A 24,977-nucleotide genomic window follows, 5' to 3' on the forward strand; every position below is an offset into this window, starting at 1 on the left:
GCGGCATTCACCCGTTCAACTGCGCATCGAAGGCGGCCACTTCCCGTTCCACCTCGGCGATGATTGATTCAGGGACCGGCATCAGCGAGCCGTCCGGATCGGTGTATTTGGGTGTCGCTGCCAAGAGCGCGCGAGAGTAGGCGTGCGCAGGCGCTTCGAAAAAGGCACGCACGCTCGTGTCCTCGATCACCTTGCCGGCATAAAGGACCGTCAGCGACTGGCTGACCTTGGATACGACGCCGAGATCGTGGGTTACGAAAAGCAGTGCCGTTTGGTGACGCTCCTGCATCTCCCGGATCAGTTTGAGGATCTGTTTTTGCACCGTCACGTCAAGCGCCGTTGTCGGCTCATCCGCTATGATGAGCTTGGGTTCGGCCGCAAAGGCGGAGGCGATCAGGATGCGCTGACGCATGCCGCCGGATAATTCGTGCGGATAGGATTTCATGACGCGGCCGGGGTCCTGAATGTGCACCTCATCAAGCAGTTCCAGCGCACGCGCTTCGGCCTCCGGCCGTTTCCAGCCCAGAATGTCGACAAGCCGGTCTATGATCTGCGGGCCGATCTTGCGGGACGGATTGAGTGCCGTGAGCGGATCCTGAGGAATCAGGGCGGCCTTTGCGCCGATCCGTTCCCGTCGTGCTTTCGGCGGTAAGGTTAGAAGGTCCTCGCCGTCAAGCAGGATTTTGCCTCCGGTGAGCCGGGCGGCGCGCGGCAGGATACCAAGCACGGCTTTGCCGATCATGCTCTTGCCGGCGCCGCTCTCCCCGACAAGTGCGCGCACCTCGCCGGCCTCTACCTCAAGCGAGACCTTGCGCAGCAGGGGCACGCCGTTTTTCAGCCGGACCGTCAGGTCTTGGATAGCGAGGTAACTCATCGCAGCACCGGATCGAAATAGTCTTTCAGGCCCTCACCGAGTTGGGAAAAGCTGAGCACTGTCAGGAAAAGCGCAAAGAGAGGGAACACAAGCACCCACCACGCCTGGTAGATCGATGTACGCCCCTCTGCGATCATGCCGCCCCAGGTCGGTTGGTCGGTCGAAATGGAAAGATTCACGAAACTCAGGATAGCCTCGACGATCACCGCAATGCCCATTTCCAACGTCAGCAGGGCGACGATCGTGGGCAGCACATTGGGGAGAATTTCGGCAAGCGCAATCCCGAGACGGGTGCGCCCGGCGACCTGCGCCGAGGCCACATAGTCCATCGCGCCCTGGCTCATGGCTTCGGCGCGCACGACCCGGGAGAAGCGCGTCCAGTCGATCACGACGATCGCGATGATGATAGACGTGAGACCGGTGCCCAAAACCGCAATAAGGAGGATCGCAAAGAGGACTGGCGGAAACGCCATCCAGATATCGACCAGTCGAGAGATCACAAGATCAGCCCATCCGCGGTAGTAACCGGCAATCAGCCCGAGCGTCGCGCCAACGAGACAGGTCAGCGTCCCGGCAACGAGCGCGACTGTCAGTGCGAGCCGGGCCCCGTAAAGCATCCGGCTGAGCAGATCGCGTCCAAGTGAGTCCGTCCCCAGAAGATAGGCGGGATCCGCCCCCTGTTCCCAAAAGGGTGGCAGCCGCGCCGCGAACAGATCCTGTTCTAGCGGGTCGTGCGGGCTGATCATCGGCGCAAAGATCGCCGCAAGCACCAGCAGGAGAAGCCAGCCCCCACTCAGCCACAGACGCAGGCCGGGCAACCGGCGGATTTGTCCTCGCGCGTCAGGCATGGCGCAGCCTCGGGTTAAGCGCAGCGTATGTCATGTCCACCAGCAGATTGACGAGTGTAAAGAGCAGCGCGAACACCAGTACGATGCCCTGGATCAGCGGCAGGTCGCGGTTGATCACCGCATCGATGGCCATGTTCCCCAGCCCCTCATAGGAAAACAGGCGTTCGATAATGACCGTGCCGCCGATCAGAAACGTGAATTGAACGCCGATAAGCGTCAGCGTCGGCAGGATCGCGTTCGGCAGGGCGTCACGTGTGATGATCGATGTTTCCGAATACCCCTTGGTGCGCGCAAGCGTGATATAGTCATCGTGCATGCACTCTTTCAGCGATTGCTTTAAGAGCTGCAGAATGATTGCCGCAAGCGGGATCGCGAGCGCGAGCGCAGGCAGCAACATGTGTCCGAGCAGATCGATGACGACGTCGAAACGAAGGCGGACCAAAGCTTCAAGCAAATAGAAGTTGGACTGAAAGTCGAAACCGAGGGAAGGCGATACCCGGCCTGAAATATGGAAGATCGGCCAGACGACACCCAGGACCAGGATCAGTGCTAGCCCCCAGAGGAAATCCGGCAGTGACAGCGCGACGCCGCCGGCAACGTCGATACCGCCCTCGACTTTGGTTCCCCGGTACAAGGTGGCCGTGAGCGCGGCTGCCCCTCCGAGTGCGATCGCGATCAGGAGCGCCATCAGCGAGAGTTCCAGTGTTGCTGGCAACCGTCCGGTCACTAGGTCGAACACGGGTTGGCGGGAGGTGATGGACGTTCCGAAATCCCCTTGCAGCACGTTGACAAGCCAGATCCAGAATTGTTCCGGGATGCTCTTGTCGAGGCCGTAAAGCGTTTTCAGGCGATCGATATCCGCCTCCGTCGCGCCGGGCGGCAGCATCATGGCGATCGGATTGCCCGGAACGATACGGATCACGACAAAAACGATAATGGCCGCCCCTAAAAGAGTGACCAGTGTTGTCGCAAAGCGCGTCAGCAGTGCACGCACGAATGGCATGTGACGAAAATTTACCCTTCAACTCGGACAAAGAGCCGCCGCAGCACCCTAAGGAGCAAGCAAGCTGGGTACTGCGGCGAAGGCGAGCCGGTGTTTCCGGCTTAGGAACGAGTCATCAGATGCGGCAGCAATGCGCCCGATGCATGTGGCGTGACCTTGACCTGATCGCTGTGCAGGATGGGTTGCACATACTGGATCAATGGCAGCACCAGGGCGTTGTCGGCAATGAATTTGTCGACTTCCTTCCAGCCTGCGATGCGCTTGTCTTCGTCTGCCTCACCCCAAAGCGGCAGGATCTTCTGCATGAGATCCTCGCCATCCCAGACGGAGTGCGGGGAGGGGCCGAACATGGCGAAGCCGGTGGAGGTCGTCGGATCGCCGATGGCATTGCCCCAGTTGTAGAAGGCAGCCGGAGCCAGCTGGTCGGCGGCCCGCAACTCGAAGTGCTTGGCGATCTCGTAGACTTCGATTTCAGCCTCGATACCGACTTTGCGCCACAGACCGACGATCACCTGGATTATCTCGTAATCCTTGGGCTTGAACCCGCGTGTCGTCTGGATCTTGAACGTGACCGGATTGTCGGGCCCGTAACCGGACGCGGCCAGAAGCTCCTTGGCCCTTTCCGGATCGTAAGGAACGGTGACCGAGGGATCGTAAGCCGTGTAGTCAGGCGTTTGCAGCGTATCGATGGCAACGCCGTAACCGGACAGCAGCCGCTCGATGATCGTTTCCTTGTCGATTGCATGGGCAAGCGCCATGCGCACATTCGGGTCGTTCATCGGCTCGACATCATTCAAGAAAATCATGCCGATGTCGGAGATCGGGGCTGCGGTGCCGACGATGCCGTCCTGTTCTTTCAGCCGGTCGAACTCTTCATACGGCATTTCCAGAGTGACGTGCGCGTTGCCCGAGCTCACTTCGAACGTGCGGCTGGAAGCATCGGTAACGAACTTGATCGTGACGGTTTTGAACTCCGGCGCTCCGCCCCAGTAGTTCTCGTTGGCTTTCAGGCGCACAAACGCGTTGCGCTCAAAGTTGTCGACCATGTAGGGACCGGTTCCGATCGGGTTTGCCTCAAACCCTTCCGCGCCGACTTCCTCATAGTATTTCTTCGGCAGCACATACCCTGTCAGGAAACTCATCCACTTGAAGATTGTGGGTTCGTATTCCTTGACGTCTGCGGTAACCCGATTGCCGTCGATCTGGAAATTGCCGATCTTGCCCCAGATGAACTGGATCGGGTTGCCGGTGTCCGGATTGCCGGCCCTCTCCAGAGACCAGACGATATCTTCCGGCGTCAGCGGATCGCCATTGTGCCAGGTGACGCCTTCCCTGATGTCCATCCAGATTTGCGTCTTGTCATCGTTCCAGCCCCACTCCGTCACGATGCCCGGGCCAAAGCTCAGGTCGGGGTTCTGGTGGATGAACATGTCAAACACCGACTGGTAGATGCCCTGAATGGTTGGGTTCACCGCGGACGGACCGACCGTCGGATCCCAGCTCGGCAGGTTGACGTTATAGGCGATGACAAGCTCGTCGATGTCGCTTGCAAACGCGGGTGTTCCCACGGCAGTCAGCACCCCGCTGGCGGCCGCACTTTTTAAAAGCGTGCGTCTTGAAACCTTCATTGTCCTGTTCCCCGTTTTTACCAATGTGCCGGACGTGTTTTCGTTGTCGCTAACCGGCGAGCTTTTGCGCGAGAAGATATCCGGGCCCGGCTCCCGTGCCTGCTCCCGGCCAGACGGCAGCACCAGTGTGGAACAGGTTCCCCACTGGTGTGCTTCCGTCGGCAAAGCCGCGAACAGGTCTGAACATGAAATGCTGGCTCAGGTGGTGGCTCCCGCAAATCTGGTCTCCTCCAACCAGGTTCGGGTTGTCAGCCTCCAGCATCGCGGGCGTCACAATATGACGGCCCAGGATTTTTGAGCGTGTTCCAGGCGCATAGCGTTCCAGAATATCCAGAACACGCTCCGCAAACGGTTCTGCCGCTCCGTCCCAGTCCCTTGCGGCGATCTGGCCTGCTGCGTCGCCTTTGATGTCGCCTGGAGCCATCCTGACCTGCAGCCAGAGCACATGTTTGCCTTCCGGCGCGCGGCTTGGGTCGACCACCGTCGGCTGACCGCATACGATCACCGGCTCATCAGGCAGGAGGCCGGCCTGCGCCTGCGCATAGGTCCGGGCCATCTGGTCGACATCGGGCGCAAGGTGGACATAGGCGAATTTCTTGAGCTCCTCGCCGGCCTGCCAATCTGGCAGGTCATCGACCGCCAGATGGATCATCATCGTCCCCGGTGCATGGGCGAACTTCTTGAGCCCGGTATCGTAGCGGGCATCCCCGGTCTCTCCGGCGAGTTTTAAAAGAGCCTTTGGCGCGACATTCGCGATGACGGCATTGCGCGCCATGATCTTGCGTCCGTCGGCAAGCTCAATGCCTTTCGCATCGCCGTTTTCGACCAGTATCCGGGTCACTTCCGCGTTGCAGGTCACCGATCCGCCGCGTTTTTCGAGGGTAGCGGTCAATGCCGTGATCGCGGAACCCGCTCCGCCTTGTCCGAGCACCATGCCGAACGCCTGGTTCGCCATACCTTCCAGATAAGGAAACAGCGCGCCGCCCGCGATATCGGGCGCAAAATCCAGATGCATGCCCCAGGCGCCGAGCAGCGCACGTACTTTCGGTGAAACGAAGGTCTCGTTCAGCCAGGCGCGCGGTGATGACATCAGGAAGCGCGTCAGATCGAGCACGCCACCCGCGCCCGACTTTCGCCACTCCTTGTAGAGGATATATGCAAATGCACGTTTTTTTGCAGGAGAGCCAAGCAGTCCGACGAGTGGGTCTGCCATGGCTGGAAATGCACTGGTCAGATCGCGCCAGGCCTTGGCATCGTCTGCATTGACAACTTCGATGCGTTTGGCAGTCGTCTCAAGATCGTTGCTGACGCCTAGCCAGGTTCCGTCTGGAAACACGGAGGAAAAACAATCGGATGCGGGCGCGAAACTCAATCCGTTCTGCCCCAGCTCATCGCCGTATTGCTTGAAGAAGGCTGATCCCGCAAACAGGGAGAGGTTCATCGCCGCCCAGTCGTGACGAAACCCGGGAAGCGTGTATTCGCCGGTCTTGACCGCGCCACCCGGCTCTGCTGCACGCTCGAAAACGCCAACCTGCCAGCCCTGCGCAGCCAGATGAACGGCGCAGGCCAGACTGTTGTGTCCGCTGCCGATGATCACGCCGTCCAGAGTTTCATCCATCGCGCAAGTCCTTGTCCCCCTCGAAATAGATAATTGCAAATACAACTAAATCTGTCTAGCATTCAATTGAGATAACAAGCCGACGGGCCACGAGGCAAAGAGGGAGCGTGAGATGTCAGCAGGAAATGCACTCGGTGAACTGGGGTCGAAGATCCTGTCCGGTGAAGTGGAAGTGGTGGATTGCACGGGCGTATTGGGACCCAACACGCCGATCATCCAACTGCCGCCTGATTTTGCCAAGAACACGCCGAAGGTCGAAATTCACAAGATCAGTGAGTACGATTCCGACGGGCCGTTTTTCGCCTGGAACTGGATGGTCCTCGGAGAGCATTCCGGAACGCATTTCGATGCTCCGCACCACTGGATCACCGGCAAGGATTATGAGGACGGTTTTACCGACACACTGAACGTTCAGCGCCTCGTTGCACCGGTCAACGTGATCGACTGTTCAAAAGAAAGTGCGGAAAACGCCGACTTTCTGCTGACGGCCGATCTGATCAAGGCCTGGGAAGCCGAGCACGGCGAGATCGGCGCCGGCGAGTGGGTGCTGATGCGTACCGATTGGGACAATCGCGCGCATGACGAAGACCTGTTCCTGAACACTGACGAAACCGGTCCGCACAGCCCGGGACCGACACCCGATGCGATCGAATATCTGTTGTCCAAGAAGATTGTGGGCTGGGGCACGCAGTGTATTGGCACCGATGCGGGACAGGCCGGTGGCATGGAGCCACCCTATCCTGCACACAACCTGTTGCACCGGGACAATTGCTTCGGACTTGCCTCGCTTGCCAACCTGAGCAAGCTGCCTGCGAAAGGCGCGATCCTCATTGCCGCGCCTTTGAAGATCGAGCGGGGCACCGGCAGCCCGATCCGCGCACTGGCGCTGGTTCCGCGGGGCTGAGGTCAAGCCGTGTCCGCACCGCATGTGATCATCGGATCAGGTATCAACGCGCTTGTCGCGGCGGCTTTGCTGTCGCGCAAGGGCGAGCCTGTCCTGATGCTGGAACGCTCGGAGCATCTGGGCGGGTGCATGCGGACCGAAGAGATAACCTTGCCTGGCTTCCATCACGACGTGATGGCAGCCACATTCGTTCTGTTTCTGACCTCACCGGCCTATGGGGAACTTGCCGATGATCTCGGGCGTCATGGCCTGGAGTTTTGCCACACGGCAAAACCGACCGCCGTATTGCGGCCGGGTGGTCAGGCTGCCGTCCTGACGATGGACCGCGCGGCAAATGTCGCTGCTTTCGACGGTCTGGAAGCAGGGGACGGGAAGCAGCATGAGAAGGACGTGTCGGAAATAGAAGCCGATGCGGAGTTTCTGTTCGCGCTTTTGGGAAGCCCGCTCTGGTCTGGCAAGATGGCACGGCTTATGGCGAAGCAGGCCTGGAATCGTGGGCTGAACGGACTGAAGACATGGTTCGGCGAAGCTTTGCAACCCGCGCGCGCCTGGTTGGAACATGGCTACGGCAGCGAGACGGTGCAGGCGCTTTGGGCGCCTTGGGTGCTGCACACCGGCCTGACACCGGAAAGCACCTATTCAGGACAGATGGGCCGCGTGATCGCATTCGCGCTTGAAGCGGCCGGCGCGCCGGTTGCAAAAGGCGGATCCGGAGCGGTGCCCGAAGTGTTTCGAAAACTGATCGAGGAAAAGGGCGGCAAGATCCGCACCGGCGTCGATGTTGCGCGTATCCGCGTGAAGGACGGCAAGGCCGTCGGCATAGATACCGCAGACGGTGAAAGCATCAAGGCGCAATCCGTCATTGCATCGGTAACGCCAACCCAGCTTCACCAAAGGTTGCTCGGCGACGAAGCTGTACCGGCCCACGCCGAGCGGTACCGGTACGGCCGTGGGAATTTTCAGTTGCACTATGCGCTGAGCGGTCAGCCGGAATGGATCGCTGACGGTCTCGAAGATGTCGCGCTCATTCACCTCACCGATGGCATTGACGGTGTGTCGAAATCTTCCAACGAAGCAGAGCGCGGCCTTCTACCCGAAACGCCGACAATATGTGTCGGTCAGCCGCACAGGCTGGATCCGTCACGCGTGCCGGAGGGGAGTGGCATATTGTGGCTGCAAATTCCCGATGCACCGCGTGTCGTCAAGGGCGACGCCGCCGGCAAGCTGGAAACCGGACCGGACTGGTCCGAGGCGACGAGGGAAGCATTCGCCGACAGGGTTGAGGCAATTCTCCAAAAGCACATCAGGAATTTCGATCAGATCAAGCTTGCCCGGAAGGCCTATTCGCCGGCGGATCTTGGCAACATGAACATCAACCTCGTCGGCGGGGATCCCTATGGCGGTGCCTGCAGCATCGACCAGTTTTTCGTCTGGCGCCCGTTCACCCATTCCGTTAACAGCGCCACCACAATCGCGAACCTTCACATGATCGGCGCATCGACCCATCCGGGTCCGGGCCTGGGGGGAGGCTCCGGCTACAATCTGGCGAAAAGGATGGGCGCATGAAGAACGAAGACGGGCTGGAGCTTATGGAGCAGAACGCTCGGGTCCCGCGCCTCGGCGAAATCGGCCTGGAGAATTTTCCGCCCTACCTGATGAACCGCATCATGGGGCGCTATAACGCCGCTTTGCGCGACGAAATGGCCAAACTGGGGCTGACTACGCCGAAAATGCGGGCGCTCGCGGTTCTGTCCGTGCTCGACGGGATCCTGATCCGCGATTTGTCGGTCTATGCGGTTGTTGAAACTTCGACGCTCAGCCGCGCCCTGGATGCACTGGAACGCGATGGACTGGTGGAGCGCGTGACCGACAGTGAGGACAGTCGCGCAGTGCGGATTCACATGACGACAAAGGGGCGCCAAACGCACGAACTGCTTTGGCCCCATCTGGCAACCGCCTATCAGGAAATGTTCCGCGGGATCAGCGATGCCGACCAGAGGACCTTTGTCGCAACGCTGCAGACCATTTTGAAAAACATTCGCAAGCATCCGATTTAGCACCTTGAGAACTGCGTAGGGAGGAGCCGATGGCCGAGAGGTCGTTCAAGGCTGAGGTAGAGCATCTTCGCAAAGGGTCTGGAGACGTTTTCACGGGCGAGGGAATTCTCGCGCTGACCAAGGCCCTTTTGGAAAACGGTGTCGGATATGTCGGCGGCTACCAGGGTGCGCCGATTTCCCATCTGATGGACGTTCTGGCAGACGCCCAGGATCTCATGGGCGAGCTCGGTGTCCGCTTCGAGGCGAATGCCTCGGAAGCCGCCGCCGCCGCCATGCTCGCAGCCTCGGTGCACTATCCCATACGCGGCGCGGTGACGTTCAAGGGATCCGTCGGGGTCAACGTCGCCTCTGACGCACTCGCCAATCTGGCGTCTTCCGGCGTCAATGGCGGCGCGCTGGTCATTGTCGGCGAAGACTACGGCGAAGGCTCCTCCATCATGCAGGAGCGATCCTACGGTTTCGCAATGAAATCGCAGTTTTGGCTACTCGATCCGCGTCCGAATCTGCCTTCCATCGTCAAAGCGGTCGGCGACAGCTTCGCGCTTTCCGAAGCGAGTAACACGCCAGTCATGCTGATGGTGCGCATTCGTTCGTGCCATGTGACCGGCAGCTTTGAAACCTCGGACAACGTGCCGCCGCCCTTATCGGTTCAGGATGCTCTCGCCAATCCTCAACGGGATTTCAAACGTGTTGTCCTGCCGCCGATGTCCTATGCGCACGAACACGACAAGATCGACAACCGTTGGCCTGCAGCCGAGAAATTCATTCTCGACAACAAGCTGAATGAGCGGTTCGGACCCGAGAGCGGCAAAATCGGGATCATGTGTCTCGGCGGCATGTATAACAGCGTCATCCGGGCGCTTCAGCGGCTGGGTCTTGCGGATATCAGCGGCAACACGTCCGTTCCGCTTTATGTGCTCAATGTGACATACCCGATCGTCAAGTCTGATGTCGTGGACTTCTGCAAGGGCAAGGAGGCCGTGCTTCTGGTCGAAGAGGGGCAGCCGGAATTCATCGAGCAGCAGATCGGCGCCATGCTCTACAAGGAAGGGGCGACCACGCGGCTTGAGGGCAAAGGTATTTTCCCGAAGGCGGGCGAATATACCGGCCAGATCATGTTCGACGGGTTGGAGGCCTTCGTCAGGCAATATGCGCCGGATCTGTTGCCTGGAAAGGTGCTTGCGCCGAACACGCCGAAAACGGAATTGCCGGATCTCACCAAGTCGGTGCCGATCCGACCGCCGGGCTTCTGTACGGGATGCCCGGAAAGGCCGATTTTTGCGTCACTGAAGCTGGCGGAACAGGAACTCGGACCCCGTCAGATCACTGGTGATATCGGGTGTCACCTGTTTGCCTGCCTGCCGCCTTTTGAAATCGGCGGGTCCACCATGGGTTATGGTCTCGGGCCGGCTTCCAACGCCGCTTTCGATGGTGGCGGCGAACACCGTGCGATCTCGATCCTCGGTGACGGCGGCTTCTGGCACAACGGCCTCAGTTCATCGATCGGCAACATGGTGTTCAACAAGTCGGACAGCGTCGCGATAATCGTCGACAACTACTATTCGGCGGCGACCGGTGGTCAGGACGTTCTGTCCAGCCGGGCGCAGAACAGCACGAAGTCGACCAACCACCCGATCTCTAAGGCTCTTGAAGGTGTTGGCGTGGAATGGATCCGGCAAATCGACCGGACTTACGATGTTACCCAAATGCGCGCGGCGATCCGCGAGGCTCTGACAACGGACTACAAGGGTCCGAAGGTCATCGTTGCCTCGTCAGAGTGCATGCTCAACCGGCAGAGGCGGGAAAAACCCATTCGCAACAAGGCGATTGCGGATGGAAAGCGGGTTGAAACGCCGCGCTTCGGCGTCGACCAGGATGTCTGCACGGGGGATCATGCCTGTATCCGCTTGTCCGGTTGCCCGTCTCTGTCGCTCAAGAAGCTGGACGATCCGCTCCGGGATGATCCTGTTGCGCATATCGACCAGTCCTGTGTCGGGTGCGGCAATTGCGGTGAGGTGGCTGACGCGGCGATCCTTTGCCCGTCCTTCTACGAAGCCAAGGTCGTTCACAATCCGACGGGGTTCGAAACCTGGCTGACGGGACTGCGCAAAAAGGTCATTTCCTGGCTTCAGAACCGCCGCGCAGGCAAACGCCTTACCTTTTCCGGGGAGGCACTTTGATGTCGCTTGCCTTGCCTCTTGATGCCCAGCCGACTGATCCGGCCTTGGAAGGCATCATCAAACTTGCGGTCATGGCGGTTGGCGGTCAGGGCGGCGGGGTTCTGACCAACTGGATCGAGTCCCTCGCCCGGTCTCAGGGCTACCATTGTCAGGCGACAAGCGTTGCCGGTGTCGCGCAGCGCACTGGCGCGACCATCTATTACATCGAGATGGCGCCGGGTGACGTTGCAGCTCCGGTCTTCTCACTGGCGCCTGCGGCAGGTGATGTCGACATTGCCATTGCGGCAGAAATGATGGAAGCCGGGCGCGCGATCATTCGCGGCTTCGTAACGCCCGACCGAACCACCTTGATCGCGTCAACGCACAGGATGCTCGCGGTTTCGGAAAAAACGGTTCCGGGCGACGGCATGGCGTCTTCCGACGAGGTGCGGGCCGCCGCAGAAGTCGCCTCGCAAAAACTCATTCTTGCCGATATGGACCAGGCAGCGGTCAAGGTCGGCTCGGTGATATCTGCCTCGCTCTTCGGTGCACTGGCCGGTTCTGAAGCGCTTCCGTTCAAGCGGGAAGCCTTCGAAGAGGCGATCCGGACAGGCGGCAAGGGCGTGGAGGCCAGCCTGCGCGCCTTTGCTGCCGGATATGATCTCGCGCAAAACGGCGAACCTGCCAAACCGGTGGAAGAAAAGCCCCTCCAGCAGGAAGTCGTTGCGCCAAAAGGACCGGCGGACATTCAGTCCGAATGGGCACGTCTGGAAGCGCGTGTCGCGGCCTTGCCGGAACCGGTTCGTCTTATGGCGACGGCTGGTTTGACGAAGGTCGTCGACTTCCAGGACTGCGCTTACGGAACGGAGTATCTGGACCGGTTGGACGCGCTGGTAAAGGCTGACACAGCAGAGAAGGAGTACGAACTGTCGCGCGACGCGGCGAAGTATATCGCCAACGCCATGGCCTATGACGATGTCATCCGCGTCGCGGATCTAAAGACTCGCCCGCAGCGGTTCGACCGCATCGAGGCCGAGATGGGTGTCGGCAATGACAACGTCATGCATCTGACGGACTACCTGCATCCCCGGGCAGAAGAGATCGTTGGCCTGCTCCCTGAAAAACTGGGCCGGAAAATGGAAAACGATCCGGCCTGGATGAAGCGCATCGACCGCTGGTTCAATCGAGGCCGCCGCCTCAGAACCGACAGCCTGCGCGGTTTCGCTATGCTTTACTTTCTGGGCGGTCTGAGAAGCTGGCGGCTGAAAACGTTGCGCCACAAGATGGAGCAGGATCACCTGAATGACTGGCTCCAGATGGTGGCCGGTTATCTGCCGGATCGCTATGGAATGGCCGTTGAAATCCTGCGCTGCAGACGCCTGATCAAGGGATATTCCGACACGCACGCGCGCGGCCTTTCGAAATTCGACAAGGTTCTCGCTGGTGCCCGTATGGTGGAAGACCGTGAGGACGGCCCACAATGGGTTGCCCGCCTGAGGGAAGCAGCATTAAAGGATGAAAAGGGCACCGAACTTGATGGTGCTCTGAAGACGGTCGAAAGCTTTACCGGCTGATCGTCAGCTGCCGTTGAGCGATGTGCTGAGCACCGACAAGAGCTCGCGGGTCGCTTCTTCTGTGGTTTGGACACCTGGCGAAAGACGCAGTGTTGCACTACGGATATCCGCCGAAAATCCGGCCGCATTCAGATCGGCGAGCGTCTTTGCGGCGCGTTCGCCGGACGCCATGTCGATCATGACACTGCCACCCCGGGCGTCCGCATTGCGGGGTGAAACGAGATCCAGGTCCAGATCGTCCGCTCCTTCGATCAACAGATCGCTGAGCAAGCGATTGTGGTGCAATAGCGCACGCTGATCCGAGGCGGCATGCCACTTCAGGGCGGGCACCGTTGCGGCTGCCGGCATGATGCCGGGCGTGCCATTGTCGAAGCGGCGGATATCCGGCGCATACTCAAATGCTGAAATGTCCCAGTTGAAGGGATTGTCCTGACTGAACCAGCCGCACACTTCGGGACGGCAAGCGTTAATCTGCTCCGGACGGACATAAAGGATGCCGGCCCCGGGTGTACCGCACATCCATTTGAGACTGGTGGAGACCACGAAGTCGACCTCGGGATCGCTCACGGAAAAGGGCAGGAGACCGGAGGCCTGTGTAATGTCCACGCCGATGATGCTGCCCATGTCGCGTCCATGGCTCACGAGGGCGTCCAGATCGGCCTTGCGCGAGGTTGTCGAACTGACCCAGGTGATGAGCGCCAAAGCCACATCGCGGTCCCATTCGACAATCATGTCTTCATCTGAAACCCAGGCCGCACCCTGCCGCGGGTAGACAGTCTGAAGGTCGAAGCCAAGGCGCTCCTGCAGCCGAGACAGAAGGAAGTGGTTCGACGGGAAACAGTCCGAAGCGACCAGAACTTTCCGTCCCCGCAGTTGCTCGCCCGGAAGTGCTGTCAAAAGCATGTGCACGCCCTGCGTCACGCTTTCGCAGGTTGTGGTGGATCCCGGTGAAGCGCCGATGAGGCCGCGCCACAGATCGATGAACTCAGCACGTTTCCCAAGCATGTAGGTCCATTGCTGATCGTCGGGCGCGCTCCATACGGCCGCAAGTTCGGCCATGGCATCGCTCAGATCCGCCTCCTTGCCGGGATATTGGCCGATGGAGTGGTATAGAAAATAACCCTCCCGTCGCTCCGTCATGCACCCCTCCAAGGCTCTGGCTGATTGCGTCTTCGCAAGTGTTGACCAATTGGGAAATATTCGTATACAGTTTTTGAATTAGTTCAAGCTTAAAGGAACTGGTTTTGGCTCGTTGCATGCTCATCGAATTGAATTCATGCGGGTGATTGCTGAGTTTCTGTATACGATTTTTGCTGTGTCAGGTGACTAGGGAGGGAGGAATCGCAGGTTTGACATCCGCTCCAGCGCCCTCACCAAGCACGAGCATGCAGATCCATGATGTTCTCATGGGCCGCATCCAGAAAGGGGACATTGCTCCGCAGGAACGGCTGGTGGACACCGCCGTCGCGGCGGAATTCGGTGTCTCGCGCATGCCCGCACGCGACGCGCTCATGCGCCTTGCCCATGAAGGATATCTGGAGCAGACGACCAAAGGATTTGTGCTTCCGAGAATCGATCACCGGGAAATACTCGAGATTTTTGATCTGCGGCGCTTGCTCGAACCGAGAGCTGCGGCGCTGGCGGCGCAGGATCTTTCCGAAGAGGAACTGGCCGATCTGGACAAGGTTCTCAAAAGTGCCCGTTCTGCGATGGCGGACAAAGATCAGGAGAAGCTGTTCAGGGCTTGCGAGATTTTCCGCAATGGCTGGATCAGTGCCGTTTCGAACTCATCGCTGCGTAAGACCTTGCAGCGTTACATGACACAAGTGCAGGCAGTCCGGATGATGACTTTCGCCGATCCCGCCAATCATCCGGTTATTGTTGAGGGTAACACCCGTCTTTTTGAAGCGTTTCGCAGCCGGGACGCAGTCGCGGCCTCTGACCGCATTCTTCGATTTGTTTTTGACGGTGAAGCCGCCTATCTCGCCGCGCATGAAAACCTGCAGGCGGAAAAAAGCGCTCGGAAGGTCGGTTGATTTGATGGGCGCACAACGAGGACTGACGGGCAGCGGATGATGGAAACGAAAGCAGAAGTACGGCTTCCAACCAACAATCTCGGCGGAGATCTGCCCTTTTTCACCAAAACGCTGAAGATGCGGCTGGACATGATCTATCCGGCCGACAATCCGGAAATCGCTGTGTTTTCCGGCCATGGGCTGAGGGTGCGCGTCGAAAAGGATGCCCCGGACGCACCTGGAACGCTGCGCATTCTCACCGACGGTCCGGATGAATTCGCCGCCGGCGAACGCCTCCTCGTTTCACCGGGCGGCACTCGGGTCGAAATTGATGAACTGAACCCACCGCTTGTCCTGCCGGAAACACAGCATGCCTTTGTCGTACGCAGGCTCGCCGATCAAGCGCCCTGGGTGATTGGACGCGCGGGAATGGAATACCGCGATCTTGTCCCGACACGGCTTGGCGGCGCGATGATCGCGTCTCACATCCGCGTTCCTGATGGTCCGGTGCCTGACATGGTGCATTTCCACAAGGTCGGGTTCCAGCTGATCTTCTGTGTGCGGGGGTGGGTGGATGTCCTTTATGAGGATCAGGGCGGCATGCGCCGTCTGGCAGCAGGCGACTGTTTTATCCAGCCGCCGGAAATCCGGCATCGCGTGATGCATGCCGCGGATGGCATTGAGGTGATCGAGATCGGCGTTCCCGCCGAGCACATCACCGAGATCGATCATGAGATGGAGCTGCCGACCCCGGTCGAGCGGCCGGACAGGGAATGGCAAGGCCAGAAATTCGTCCATAACCTTGCAAAAGACGCTGCCTTTGAGCCGTTTCGCATTCCGGGCTTTGAGGCGCGTGACACGACAATCTGCGACAATACCAATGGGGTGGCATCTGTTATGGTAGCGCGTCCAACCGGAGATATGTCACCGTGGACGCGGCACGACTGCGATATTCTTTTCAACTTTGTGCTGGCAGGCGAAATGACACTCGAGGGCGAAAACAAAGACCCTTACCGCCTGTCTGCCGGAGACGCCTTCGTGATCCCGCCAAAAATGGCGACGCGATACGCGGGCGCAACGACCGACCTGCAGCTGCTAGAAGTCAGCCTGCCGGGCCGGTTTGAAACCGAGGTTGTAAGCCGGTCATGGGGGTGAAATAGTTTTTCGTCGAAAGGTGGAAATCACAAGTTGTTTTAAAATTTGCTTTCGGAAATTGAAGTGAAAAACAAAGACTCTAAAATAACCAAAACGCAAATATATATCTATTTGTTTCTTTGCTGCATATATTTTTTATTTTTTATTTTTGGATTTGAATCTGATTATTTAGACAAAGCGTTTGTTGCAATGGTATTTATAGGTGTCTGGATCGTTGCGGATTTCCTAGTCAGGTATTTGAAAAAAAAGACGGATCAAGAAAAAACGGAATGTAAAGTTGAACCAAATCAACAGACTGAGGGGAATAAAGATGAAAAAATTGACGACACTTGCCGCAGCCGCTCTGATGCTGGGCACCAGCTCGCTGGCCTATGCGGAGACCAAGATCGGGATCCTGATGGACATCACGGGTCCGATTGCCAACTTCATTCCACCGCTGCAGAACGCCGCGAACCTGGCCGTCAAACACGTCAATGACCAGGGCGGATTGCTTGGCGGCGAAGTGGTTGCGGTCTACGGCGACACCACGGGCACAGCGCAAGGTGCGGTCGATGCCGCTCAGAAGCTGGTCAATATCGAGAACGTGCCGATTGTCATGGGATCGCTGATGTCCGGCACGACGATTGCGGCGGCAGAAGCGGCCATTATCCCGGCAGGCGTTGCTCAGATTTCGCCGACCGCAACGTCGCCCGCGATGACGGATCTGCAGGACGACGGTCTCGTCTTCCGTATCGTTCCTTCCGACAACTACCAGGGCGAAATCCTCGCCAAGATGGTTCTGGATGAAGGCCTCAAAAAGGTCGCGGTGACTTACGTGAACAATGACTACGGCGTTGGTATCGGCCAGACCTTCATGGACGCTTACAAGAAGGCCGGTGGCGAGATCGTTGCAGAGAACAAGCACGAGGAAAAGAAGGACTCCTATCGGTCCGAGCTGGCAAGTCTTGCAAAGGGCGACGCAGAAGCTCTTGTCGTGATCGCCTATGCGGGCGACAGCGGCGGCAAGATCGTCAGGCAGTCGATTGAAGGTGGCCTGTTCGACAAGTTCGTTGGTACCGACGGCTTGCGGGACGAACTGCTGATCCAGAACGTTGGCGCGGATGCACTGAAAACGTCGTTCTTCTCCTCCCCGACATCGCCAGCTGAAAACCCGGCCCAGAAAACGCTGCATGACGCCTTCAACGCCGAATATGGCGAAGGCGCCGACAAGGCTTTTGTGGACCAGACCTATGACGCAACATTCCTGGCGCTGCTGGCAATCGAAAAGGCCGGGTCCACAGACCGGGCCGCGATGGCACAGGCGCTTCGTGACGTTGCGATGGCGCCTGGCGAGAAGGTCGGACCGGGCGAATGGGAAAAGGCTGTTGCCCTCATCAAGGAAGGCAAGGACATCGACTATGACGGGGCCAGCGGCACCGCCGAGTTTGACGAGAACGGCGATGTCGGCGGCTTCATCGGCAAATTCGTTGTCGATGGCGACGGCTACAAGCAGATCGCGATTGTCGAATAAGCTTTCAGAGCGTGATTCAACTTGAAAAGATCTGCGTCGATTTCGGCGGTTTGCGGGCGGTTGACCATGCAAGCTTCGAGATCGGCGCAGGCCGCATCACCGGTCTGATCGGACCCAATGGTGCGGGCAAGACAACGGCTTTCAATGTCATTGCCGGAGCGGTCCGGCCAACCTCGGGGCGCGTGCTGTTTGACGGGCGGGATATCACCGGCCTGAAGCCTTATCAGCGGGCAGAGGCGGGCCTCGCGCGAACCTTTCAGATCCCGCACGAATTCTCCAGGCTCTCCGTCCTTGAAAACCTGATGGCGTCGGCTGACGCGCCGGACGGCGAAAACGTTCTCAATGTCGTATTCCGGCGCGGCAGCTATTCGGCGGAAGAGCGGCGGATCTACGAGACCGCACGTGAAACCGTCCGTCTGCTCGAACTCGAGCATGTGATCGACGAAAAGGCCGGCAACCTCTCAGGTGGTCAAAAGAAGCTGGTTGAACTCGGCCGCGCGCTGATGCGGGATCCGAAGATCATCCTGCTTGATGAGATCGGCGCGGGGATCAACAGGACACTGCTTGGAAAACTGGCCGATAAGATCCTGATGCTGAACCGCGAACGCGGCCTGACTTTCTGTCTCATTGAACATGATCTCGACTATGTCTCCAGGCTGTGCGACCACGTTCTTGTGATGGCGCAAGGGGCTTTGCTGACGGAGGGAACAGTTGAAGACGTCAGGCAGGATGAACGCGTGATTGAAGCCTACTTCGGCGGCGGAAAATATGAGGCCCGTCTATGACCGAACAGCTTGCCGTTGAGGGGCTGACGGCAGGATATGGCGGCCCTCCGATCATCGAGGAGATTTCGCTCAGCGTTGAACCGGCGGAAATAGCGGTGATCTTAGGACCCAATGGCGCGGGCAAGTCGACGCTTTTGAAGTCGATTTTCGCCCTCACGCATGTCGCTGCCGGTTCCATCAGGCTTGGCGAACGGGAGCTGACCGGCTGCAAGACGTCTGCGCTTGTGCCGCTCGGTGTTTCCGCGGTGCCGCAAAGCAAGAATGTCTTCCCTTCCATGACGGTGGCTGAAAATCTTGATGTCGGCACCTACGCTGCACCACCGGACGACAAGAAGGCGACCCTGGATAAAGTGCTGGCGCTTTTTCCCGACCTGAACGGCAAGCTTGGGCAGCCCGCTGGCGAATTGTCCGGTGGCCAAAGGCAGATGGTCGCCATGGGCCGCGCGTTGATGAGCGATCCGAAGCTTGTTCTTCTGGACGAACCGACGGCCGGATTGTCTCCCGCCTATCTGGAACGGATTTTCGATTTGCTCCTCGATATCCGCAAGACCGGAATCACGATCCTGATGGTCGAACAGAATGCGCGCCAGGCGCTTCAAATTGCCGATCACGGTCACATTCTGGTCAACGGCCGCAACCACGTCAGCGGGACCGGACAGGAGCTGCTTGCCGACGAAGACGTGCGCCGCCTCTTTCTGGGAGGGGCCGCCGGATGACGGAGTTCGTCAATTTCTATCTTTTTCCGGCGCTTACAATCGGCAGCATTTATGCCTTGGGCGCCGTCGGCATCTCGATGATCTTCGGCATCCTGCGCTTTGCCCATTTCGCCCACGGCGATCTGATGACACTCGGAGCCTATGGAATTCTTGCTGCTGCCGCATTCATGCCCGTGAACCCGCTCTTGCTGATCCCTTTCGGCATGGCCCTGACGATTTTCGCAGCGCTCTTTGTCGACCGGTTTTTTTACAAACCTCTCAGGGACCTGCCAACGATCTACACCGTCATTTCATCCTTCGGCATTGCGCTGGTCTTCCGCTCGCTGATCCAGCTTATCTGGGGCTCGGAGAACCAGGTCCTCGTTACCGGCGTTCGCCAGCCGCTGGTTCTGTTCGACACGTTTCGCGTTTCGGTGCTTCACCTGCAGGCGATCGTGACAACGGCGTTCATCGCCGTGCTGCTGCACTTCTTCCTGACCGCCACGAAAACCGGCCGCTCCATGCGTGCTGTTGCCGATGATCCCGAACTCGCCGAAGTCTCGGGGCTCGATACGGCGAAAGTCGTGCGCTGGACATGGATCATCGGTGCGGCGCTTGCCGCTATTGCAGGGGCGTTCGCGGCGCTCAACACGTCCGCCCATCCCAATCTTGGCTGGAACCTGCTGTTGCCCATGTTCGCAGCGGCAGTTCTTGGCGGGATCGGTAAACCGATGGGCGCGATGGCAGGTGGCTTCATCATCGGCATGGCGGAAGAATTGTCGTCCTATCACTGGATTGGCGATGACGCGCTGATTTCACCGTCTTACAAGACGGCCGTCGCCTTTGTGATCATGATCGCGCTTCTGATTTTCCGCCCGCAGGGCCTCTTCAAGGGGAGACTGCTGTAATGGAGCTGACCGGTCTTTTCTTCTACGTCGTCAGCCTTCTGATCCTGGGCGGCATCTACGCGTTGCTTTGCCTGGCGCTCAATGTCCAGTGGGGCATGGGCGGCCTGTTCAATGCCGGCATCGCTGGCTTTTACGGCGTCGGCGCCTATACATCCGCGATCCTGGCAACCGCATCCTCGGGCAGGCACCTTGGCGGCTTCTCCATGCCCGTTCCGATCGGTCTGCTGGGTGCAGCGATCGTTGCGGGTCTGACCGGCTGGGCGGTCGCGCGGATCTGCGTGCGGCTGAAAAGCGACTATCTCGCCATGGCGTCCATCGGTATCGCCGAGATCCTACGGCTTGTTTTCGTCAATGAGAGCTGGCTGACCAATGGCAGCCTCGGGATCTCAAGGATCCCGCGGCCCTTTGCAGATTTCACAACGGGACGCATGTCGGATGTCGCCTTTCTTGGCTTCGTCTGGCTGATCGTATTGCTGGTTTATATTGCGACGTCCCGCCTCTATGACAGTCCCTGGGGCCGCAGTTTGCGCGCTATCCGTGACAACGAGAACTCGGCCGCTGCTGCGGGCAAGAATGTCGAGAAGTTCCGCGTCCAGACCTTCGTCATCGGCTGCGCGGTCATGGGCATCGCAGGCGGGTTGTCAGCCCACTACTTCCGCTTCCTGTCGCCTACGGCAACCGACCCGCTGCTGACGACGTTCCTTGTCTGGGTCATGCTGATGGCAGGTGGTTCCGGCAACAACAGGGGCGCAATCCTGGGTGCGCTGAGCATCTGGACGATCTGGTCCGTGACGGAAATTTTCACCAATCGCCTGCCGCCGGAATGGGCGACCCGCAGCTCCTTCATCCGAATGCTGCTTGTCGGCCTCCTGCTCCAGGTGGTTCTGCAACGCTTCAGGGCGGGGCTTCTTCCAGAGAAATCGCCGCCGGTGAAGTTCCGGAAGGATTGATGCGAGAAAGAGCGCAGGATTGCGCTCTTTCGAGGATGTGCCTGACCGGAACTTGTGTCTATGCGGCACGAACTTCCGTCAGGAACGTTTCAATGGTTTCGCGCATGTCGTCGGCCTGCCGGGCCAGGGTCGCCGATGCCTCAAGCACGCTGTGCGCGGCAGTGTCGGTTTCGCTGGCGGCTGCAGAAACCTTGGCGATCTGCTCGCTCACAACATTCGTTCCCCGTGATGCCTGATCCACGTTGGAGGCTATTTCTCCGGTTGCCGATGTCTGCTGGTCGACAGCCGCGGAAATCGACGAAGCGACAGAATTCATTTCCTCGATGATCTCGCCAATCGCCTGGATGCCTCCAACCGCGTCGCGGGTTTCGGTCTGGATGGCCGAAATCTTTTGTGAAATTTCTTCTGTTGCCTTTCCGGTCTGGCTCGCAAGGTCCTTGACTTCGGCGGCAACCACGGCAAATCCCTTGCCTGCTTCCCCGGCGCGTGCAGCCTCGATGGTCGCATTGAGAGCGAGGAGATTTGTCTGTTCGGCAATGTTTTGAATGAGGCTGACCACTTCGCCAATGTCTTCGGCGACGCTTGCAAGACTGCCTATCTGTGAGTTCGTTTTCTGGGCTTCGGACGATGCCTTGTCGGCAATCCCGGACGAATGGGCCACCTGTTGGCTAACCTCCTGCAGGGAAGCGGACAGCTCTTCGGTGGCGCTTGCGACCGTTTGAACGTTGGTAGTTGCTTCTTCAGCAGCGGCGGCAACCTCGCTAGCCTGCCCGCTGGTGTCCTGCGCCGTCTGGGTCATCTCCGATGCAGTGGCCTGCGTTGATTGGGTTGCCGTTTTCACGGCATCCAGCATTTCGCCGATCTGGCCGCTGAAAGTGCTGAGCAGTTCGGCAATCCGATCATTTCGCCGTTGACGATCTGCCTGCTCTTCTTCCTGCCTTGCGCTAAGTTCCTGACGCTGAACCACGGCATCACGAAAACCGGCGACAGACTTGGCAACGGCGCCGATTTCGTCTGAACGTTGGGCTTCGGCAAATTCAACGGATGTGTCTCCATCGGCCAGACGGCGGGCGTCCTCAACAAGTCGCGCCAGCGGGCTTGTAATGCCCCGGGAGATGACAAAGGCGAGGCAAACGGCCAGCAGGAACGCAAATCCGGACGCGCCTGCGATCTGCCATTCGGCCACGAATGCTTCGTTGACCGTATTCTCGCCAAGCGCCTTGTTGTCTGCGACGGCACTTTCCTTGACCTGCGCTGCCCATCCGTTCACGTCGAATCCGGTTTTGTCCAGAATGTCGGCCCGGATCACGTTCCGCTCTACAATGATGTCATGCACGCGTTGCGCCGCATTCTTGTAGTCTTCAATCATTGGGATTGTTTCGGCGAGGATTGCCTTGCGTTCCGGGTTCTCAATGCTCTTGTTCAGGTCCGAAAGTGCCTTTTCGATGGGCCCCATCTCTGCTTTTGCGCGATCGAAATCCTTTTCATTGTTGGAGGACAAGTATTTAAGCACGTAAAGGCGCACAAGCAGGAAGTCCTGAGATGTCCTGGCTGCGAGGTTTGCCGTTTCGAAGTCACCATCTCGCGTGGCCGTTTCGTTGATATTCGAAAGATTTTTTCTGGCCTGAGGGCCGATCACGTCGAGTTTGTTCAGGACGAGTTCGTCCCGTTCCCCGTAAAGTGCGATAACTTGCGTAAGACCGGATTTGAAGTCGCTCAGCCCCGATTTGATTTTCTGGATGAGTTCCACGCGCGCAGGATTGTTAATTTCTTCTTCCGCAAGGGCGATCCCGTCGCCCATCTGGTGGAGGAAATCATTGGTCATCGCGAGCGTTTCGTCTGATCGTGTCTGAATGTACTTGTTCGTATTGACCAGAACCTTTGCCATGTCGGCATTGAGCTCCGAGGCAAGCAATGCGTCACCGCTCATGTCTTCCATGGCCGTAATGTCTTCGACAACGACACTCAGACTGATGTAGGCCCAGACGCCGACCGCTGCGATAAACAATGCGATCGAGCCGAAGCCCGTCAAGATTCTTTGCTGCACAGTCATGGTTCGAATCCTTCAGATGCATTCTTCAAATGAGAGATAAGCGGCAAAGAATTTACGTAGAGTAAAACAAAATAATAAGTATTTTTAGCATAAAGCCAAAAGTTGTGATGACTGTAAAATCATCACGTCATGTAAACAGTTAGTAAAACTGAAAAAATTGTGATATTAATGAAATTGATAATCTGATTGAGAATTCAAAAATCAGAAATATGAGTAGAATTACGTATCTATAAATCTGAATTTCGAGGAGGATTTACATTAGAATTAGTGAGAAAAACCAAGATGAAGCTCAAAAAAACTTCACTACTCGATCTGATAAGGGTAAATACTTATAATTTCGAATTTACATATGTAATCGCATTCGCATGGTTTTGAGTGCTGCGCTAACTTGCAATTGTGGTAGCCAAAAATTTGTGCAGAAAAAACCGTTCCGATCTTCAAAAACAAAGGCAAATCCGGCGCGGAGGGGCTCCGGCTCTCAGTTCAAAGCACCGTCTTGGGAACCGGAGTGGCGTGAACGACGCAGCAAATTGCATTGAACGCATCAGCGTGGAAGAGTGGGTCGGCCCAGCTCATGCCGGAGGAGGTTGTTGATGCGAGGCGCAGCACTCTACCTGCCGGACATGCCGCTCGTGCGTATCGTTTCGGCAGAGGTGAAATTGCGGACTGGCAGTTGGTGACGTGCGCCTGGTCTTCTGGAATTGCAATATGGCGCTACACCGCAAGGCGGATGCCTTGCTGTCAGAGCTGCCGGACATTGCCGTGATATCGGAATGTGCCCATCCTGACATATTGGCAAAGCGCGGTGAAATCGCTCTGGCTGACTGCTCGACACTCTGGATGGGAACAAACCCAAACAAGGGCCTGGGTGTTTTTGCTTTCAACGATTACAAAGTCACGCAGGCTGAGCCGTTCTTTCCGACACTTCGTTACATCCTGCCGCTGAGAGTCAGCGGCCCACGCACGTTCAATCTGATCGCCGTTTGGGCCCAAAACGCCAGCGCCGGCGTCACCCGCAAGCATCAGAGCGGACCGCTTCGAAGGGCTCTGACCAAATACCGCGACTTCATAAACTCCGGCCCGACCGTGATCGGCGGCGACTGGAACAGCAACAAGATCTGGGACAAGCCGGGCTGGCGTATCAACCACATGTCCAAGGTTGAAATACTTGCCGGCCTTGGTCTCGCCAGCGCTTACCACACGGTAACGGGTGAAAAGCAGGGCGAAGAAACGACGCCGACGCACTACTGGCGCGACAGGCGCATTGACGGCCCCACCTACCACATAGATTTCGTCTTTGCGCCCGATACCTGGCTGGAGAAGACCATAGACTTCTCGGTCGGAACGTTTGACGACTGGATAGGCAACGGACTGAGCGATCATGTGCCGATTACAATCGAGTTTTGATGCCGGTTGGATCTGGCCGTGGTCGCGTCAGGCAAATCGGATGATTTCCGGCGCTGAGTTGAACCCTCATCCCTAAAAAAAGCCTTCTTGGCGGATGCTGTGGCGCGGATCACAGGCTGTCAGCCTGCACTGCCTTACATGCACCTGTGCGCGGGGCGTCATGAATTGTCCGCGCCTCAACTTTTGCTCTATTGATATGGAAATATGGACCTTGACTACTGCAAACTCTCTTTTGGCGCATAACATCATTGCCCGCCAGGCCACATCAGATGACTCTGTTGCGCTTGCCAAACTGATCGACATTGCCGGCGAGGGCATTCCGAACTGGCTTTGGAACCGGTCCGCCGAAAGCGGCCAGACGCCGCTGGATGTCGGTGCTGAACGGGCAAGAAGACTAACCGGAGGGTTCTCCTACACAAACGCCTTGGTTACCGAAGATCGCGATCTCGTCACCGGCATGGTCCTGAGCTACCTCATCGACGCAGCCCCGGAAGACGATCCCGAAGCACTCCCCGCGCCAATTGCTCCCTTCGTGGAGCTGGAAAAGCACTCGGTCGGGACCTGGTACATCAACGCCCTTGCAACGTTTCCAGGTTATCGAGGACAAGGGCTTGGCAGCGCCTTGCTGGCATCGGCAGAACACCTGGCACGGGAGAAAGGCGCGCCCGCAATGACTATCCAGGTCTATGCCCAGAACACTGGAGCGGTACGCCTCTATCAGCGTCTTGGTTACAAGCAGCACAAAAAAGCGCACGTAAGACTGCACCCCTGCCAGCCCTATTACACCGGCGATGTCCTTTTGCTGATCAAGGAATTGAACCACTAGGACAGAGT

The 24,977-nt window shown here is 58.1% G+C and carries 21 protein-coding genes; 14 read left to right on the forward strand and 7 right to left on the reverse strand.

What is annotated here, in order from left to right:
• Window positions 1-7 precede the first annotated feature (7 nt).
• From ABVF61_RS29915 to ABVF61_RS29935, 5 genes are all read right to left on the reverse strand, one after another.
• Window positions 8-874: an ABC transporter ATP-binding protein gene (locus tag ABVF61_RS29915; RefSeq protein WP_353997258.1), complete on the reverse strand. Its 867-nt coding sequence runs from the start codon at window positions 872-874 to the stop codon at window positions 8-10.
• Window positions 871-1,722 (reverse strand): ABC transporter permease, encoded by an 852-nt coding sequence (locus ABVF61_RS29920; protein WP_353997259.1) that lies wholly within the window; start codon window positions 1,720-1,722, stop codon window positions 871-873. Before ABVF61_RS29920 ends, ABVF61_RS29915 begins: the two co-directional genes overlap by 4 nt.
• Entirely contained in the window at window positions 1,715-2,725 is a 1,011-nt protein-coding gene (locus tag ABVF61_RS29925; RefSeq protein WP_353997260.1) for an ABC transporter permease, read from the reverse strand. Before ABVF61_RS29925 ends, ABVF61_RS29920 begins: the two co-directional genes overlap by 8 nt.
• A 101-nt stretch (window positions 2,726-2,826) precedes the next feature.
• Window positions 2,827-4,353 (reverse strand): ABC transporter substrate-binding protein, encoded by a 1,527-nt coding sequence (locus ABVF61_RS29930; RefSeq protein WP_353997261.1) that lies wholly within the window; start codon window positions 4,351-4,353, stop codon window positions 2,827-2,829.
• Window positions 4,354-4,402: 49 nt separating this feature from the next.
• Window positions 4,403-5,971 carry a phytoene desaturase family protein gene (locus ABVF61_RS29935; protein ID WP_353997262.1) on the reverse strand — a complete coding sequence of 523 codons (1,569 nt, stop codon included), beginning with the start codon at window positions 5,969-5,971 and terminating at the stop codon, window positions 4,403-4,405.
• Between the two features lie 112 nt (window positions 5,972-6,083).
• Between ABVF61_RS29935 and ABVF61_RS29940 the strand changes: the two genes are divergently transcribed.
• The 5 genes from ABVF61_RS29940 to ABVF61_RS29960 are packed head-to-tail and all read left to right on the forward strand — an operon-like array spanning window position 6,084 to window position 12,665.
• On the forward strand, window positions 6,084-6,875 hold the full coding sequence (locus tag ABVF61_RS29940) for a cyclase family protein (protein WP_353997263.1): 792 nt from the start codon (window positions 6,084-6,086) through the stop codon (window positions 6,873-6,875).
• A gap of 9 nt (window positions 6,876-6,884) precedes the next feature.
• Window positions 6,885-8,441: a phytoene desaturase family protein gene (locus ABVF61_RS29945; RefSeq protein WP_353997264.1), complete on the forward strand. Its 1,557-nt coding sequence runs from the start codon at window positions 6,885-6,887 to the stop codon at window positions 8,439-8,441.
• A complete protein-coding gene (locus ABVF61_RS29950) occupies window positions 8,438-8,932 on the forward strand; it encodes a MarR family winged helix-turn-helix transcriptional regulator (RefSeq protein ID WP_299483709.1) in 495 nt (164 codons plus the stop codon). The genes ABVF61_RS29945 and ABVF61_RS29950 overlap by 4 nt, the downstream gene beginning before the upstream one ends.
• A 29-nt stretch (window positions 8,933-8,961) precedes the next feature.
• Window positions 8,962-11,112 (forward strand): thiamine pyrophosphate-dependent enzyme, encoded by a 2,151-nt coding sequence (locus ABVF61_RS29955; protein ID WP_353997265.1) that lies wholly within the window; start codon window positions 8,962-8,964, stop codon window positions 11,110-11,112.
• The gene (locus ABVF61_RS29960; RefSeq protein ID WP_353997266.1) at window positions 11,112-12,665 is read left to right on the forward strand and encodes an indolepyruvate oxidoreductase subunit beta family protein; all 1,554 of its coding nucleotides are present in this window, start codon (window positions 11,112-11,114) and stop codon (window positions 12,663-12,665) included. The genes ABVF61_RS29955 and ABVF61_RS29960 overlap by 1 nt, the downstream gene beginning before the upstream one ends.
• Before the next feature lie 3 nt (window positions 12,666-12,668).
• Here the strand turns inward: ABVF61_RS29960 and ABVF61_RS29965 are convergent, their stop codons facing one another.
• Complete coding sequence (locus ABVF61_RS29965; protein WP_353997267.1) at window positions 12,669-13,805, reverse strand: aminotransferase class V-fold PLP-dependent enzyme; 1,137 nt, start codon at window positions 13,803-13,805, stop codon at window positions 12,669-12,671.
• A 209-nt stretch (window positions 13,806-14,014) separates the two neighbouring features.
• Here ABVF61_RS29965 and ABVF61_RS29970 point away from each other — a divergent pair, with 209 nt between their 5' ends.
• The 7 genes from ABVF61_RS29970 (at window position 14,015) to ABVF61_RS30000 (ending at window position 20,683) form a co-directional block, all read left to right on the forward strand.
• Window positions 14,015-14,701 carry a GntR family transcriptional regulator gene (locus tag ABVF61_RS29970; RefSeq protein WP_353997268.1) on the forward strand — a complete coding sequence of 229 codons (687 nt, stop codon included), beginning with the start codon at window positions 14,015-14,017 and terminating at the stop codon, window positions 14,699-14,701.
• Window positions 14,702-14,740: 39 nt separating this feature from the next.
• Window positions 14,741-15,835 (forward strand): cupin domain-containing protein, encoded by a 1,095-nt coding sequence (locus ABVF61_RS29975; protein WP_353997269.1) that lies wholly within the window; start codon window positions 14,741-14,743, stop codon window positions 15,833-15,835.
• Between the two features lie 310 nt (window positions 15,836-16,145).
• A complete protein-coding gene (locus ABVF61_RS29980; RefSeq protein ID WP_353997270.1) occupies window positions 16,146-17,345 on the forward strand; it encodes an ABC transporter substrate-binding protein in 1,200 nt (399 codons plus the stop codon).
• Between the two features lie 11 nt (window positions 17,346-17,356).
• A complete protein-coding gene (locus tag ABVF61_RS29985; RefSeq protein ID WP_353997271.1) occupies window positions 17,357-18,130 on the forward strand; it encodes an ABC transporter ATP-binding protein in 774 nt (257 codons plus the stop codon).
• Complete coding sequence (locus ABVF61_RS29990; protein WP_353997272.1) at window positions 18,127-18,846, forward strand: ABC transporter ATP-binding protein; 720 nt, start codon at window positions 18,127-18,129, stop codon at window positions 18,844-18,846. The genes ABVF61_RS29985 and ABVF61_RS29990 overlap by 4 nt, the downstream gene beginning before the upstream one ends.
• The gene (locus ABVF61_RS29995; protein ID WP_353997273.1) at window positions 18,843-19,733 is read left to right on the forward strand and encodes a branched-chain amino acid ABC transporter permease; all 891 of its coding nucleotides are present in this window, start codon (window positions 18,843-18,845) and stop codon (window positions 19,731-19,733) included. Before ABVF61_RS29990 ends, ABVF61_RS29995 begins: the two co-directional genes overlap by 4 nt.
• Entirely contained in the window at window positions 19,733-20,683 is a 951-nt protein-coding gene (locus ABVF61_RS30000) for a branched-chain amino acid ABC transporter permease (RefSeq protein WP_353997274.1), read from the forward strand. The genes ABVF61_RS29995 and ABVF61_RS30000 overlap by 1 nt, the downstream gene beginning before the upstream one ends.
• 58 nt (window positions 20,684-20,741) lie before the next feature.
• On the opposite strand, the gene ABVF61_RS30005 is transcribed toward ABVF61_RS30000, so the two are convergent.
• Window positions 20,742-22,736 carry a HAMP domain-containing methyl-accepting chemotaxis protein gene (locus tag ABVF61_RS30005; protein WP_353997275.1) on the reverse strand — a complete coding sequence of 665 codons (1,995 nt, stop codon included), beginning with the start codon at window positions 22,734-22,736 and terminating at the stop codon, window positions 20,742-20,744.
• 708 nt (window positions 22,737-23,444) lie between these two features.
• On the opposite strand from ABVF61_RS30005, the gene ABVF61_RS30010 reads away from it, so the two are divergent.
• Both ABVF61_RS30010 and ABVF61_RS30015 read left to right on the forward strand, forming a co-directional pair.
• On the forward strand, window positions 23,445-24,143 hold the full coding sequence (locus tag ABVF61_RS30010; RefSeq protein WP_353997276.1) for an exonuclease/endonuclease/phosphatase family protein: 699 nt from the start codon (window positions 23,445-23,447) through the stop codon (window positions 24,141-24,143).
• Window positions 24,144-24,354: 211 nt separating this feature from the next.
• Window positions 24,355-24,969: a GNAT family N-acetyltransferase gene (locus ABVF61_RS30015; protein ID WP_353997277.1), complete on the forward strand. Its 615-nt coding sequence runs from the start codon at window positions 24,355-24,357 to the stop codon at window positions 24,967-24,969.
• Window positions 24,970-24,977 lie beyond the last annotated feature (8 nt).

Source organism: Roseibium sp. HPY-6 (assembly GCF_040530035.1).
Lineage (GTDB): Bacteria > Pseudomonadota > Alphaproteobacteria > Rhizobiales > Stappiaceae > Roseibium.

What these genes read in the sequence shown, in the direction of transcription:
- ABVF61_RS29915 (WP_353997258.1), bottom strand. Translation starts at nt 874, where the DNA reads ATGAGTTACCTCGCTATCCAAGACCTGACGGTCCGGCTGAAAAACGGC.
- ABVF61_RS29920 (WP_353997259.1), bottom strand. Translation starts at nt 1,722, where the DNA reads ATGCCTGACGCGCGAGGACAAATCCGCCGGTTGCCCGGCCTGCGTCTG.
- ABVF61_RS29925 (WP_353997260.1), bottom strand. Translation starts at nt 2,725, where the DNA reads ATGCCATTCGTGCGTGCACTGCTGACGCGCTTTGCGACAACACTGGTC.
- ABVF61_RS29930 (WP_353997261.1), bottom strand. Translation starts at nt 4,353, where the DNA reads ATGAAGGTTTCAAGACGCACGCTTTTAAAAAGTGCGGCCGCCAGCGGG.
- ABVF61_RS29935 (WP_353997262.1), bottom strand. Translation starts at nt 5,971, where the DNA reads ATGGATGAAACTCTGGACGGCGTGATCATCGGCAGCGGACACAACAGT.
- ABVF61_RS29940 (WP_353997263.1), top strand. Translation starts at nt 6,084, where the DNA reads ATGTCAGCAGGAAATGCACTCGGTGAACTGGGGTCGAAGATCCTGTCC.
- ABVF61_RS29950 (WP_299483709.1), top strand. Translation starts at nt 8,438, where the DNA reads ATGAAGAACGAAGACGGGCTGGAGCTTATGGAGCAGAACGCTCGGGTC.
- ABVF61_RS29955 (WP_353997265.1), top strand. Translation starts at nt 8,962, where the DNA reads ATGGCCGAGAGGTCGTTCAAGGCTGAGGTAGAGCATCTTCGCAAAGGG.
- ABVF61_RS29960 (WP_353997266.1), top strand. Translation starts at nt 11,112, where the DNA reads ATGTCGCTTGCCTTGCCTCTTGATGCCCAGCCGACTGATCCGGCCTTG.
- ABVF61_RS29965 (WP_353997267.1), bottom strand. Translation starts at nt 13,805, where the DNA reads ATGACGGAGCGACGGGAGGGTTATTTTCTATACCACTCCATCGGCCAA.
- ABVF61_RS29975 (WP_353997269.1), top strand. Translation starts at nt 14,741, where the DNA reads ATGGAAACGAAAGCAGAAGTACGGCTTCCAACCAACAATCTCGGCGGA.
- ABVF61_RS29980 (WP_353997270.1), top strand. Translation starts at nt 16,146, where the DNA reads ATGAAAAAATTGACGACACTTGCCGCAGCCGCTCTGATGCTGGGCACC.
- ABVF61_RS29990 (WP_353997272.1), top strand. Translation starts at nt 18,127, where the DNA reads ATGACCGAACAGCTTGCCGTTGAGGGGCTGACGGCAGGATATGGCGGC.
- ABVF61_RS29995 (WP_353997273.1), top strand. Translation starts at nt 18,843, where the DNA reads ATGACGGAGTTCGTCAATTTCTATCTTTTTCCGGCGCTTACAATCGGC.
- ABVF61_RS30000 (WP_353997274.1), top strand. Translation starts at nt 19,733, where the DNA reads ATGGAGCTGACCGGTCTTTTCTTCTACGTCGTCAGCCTTCTGATCCTG.
- ABVF61_RS30005 (WP_353997275.1), bottom strand. Translation starts at nt 22,736, where the DNA reads ATGACTGTGCAGCAAAGAATCTTGACGGGCTTCGGCTCGATCGCATTG.
- ABVF61_RS30010 (WP_353997276.1), top strand. Translation starts at nt 23,445, where the DNA reads ATGGCGCTACACCGCAAGGCGGATGCCTTGCTGTCAGAGCTGCCGGAC.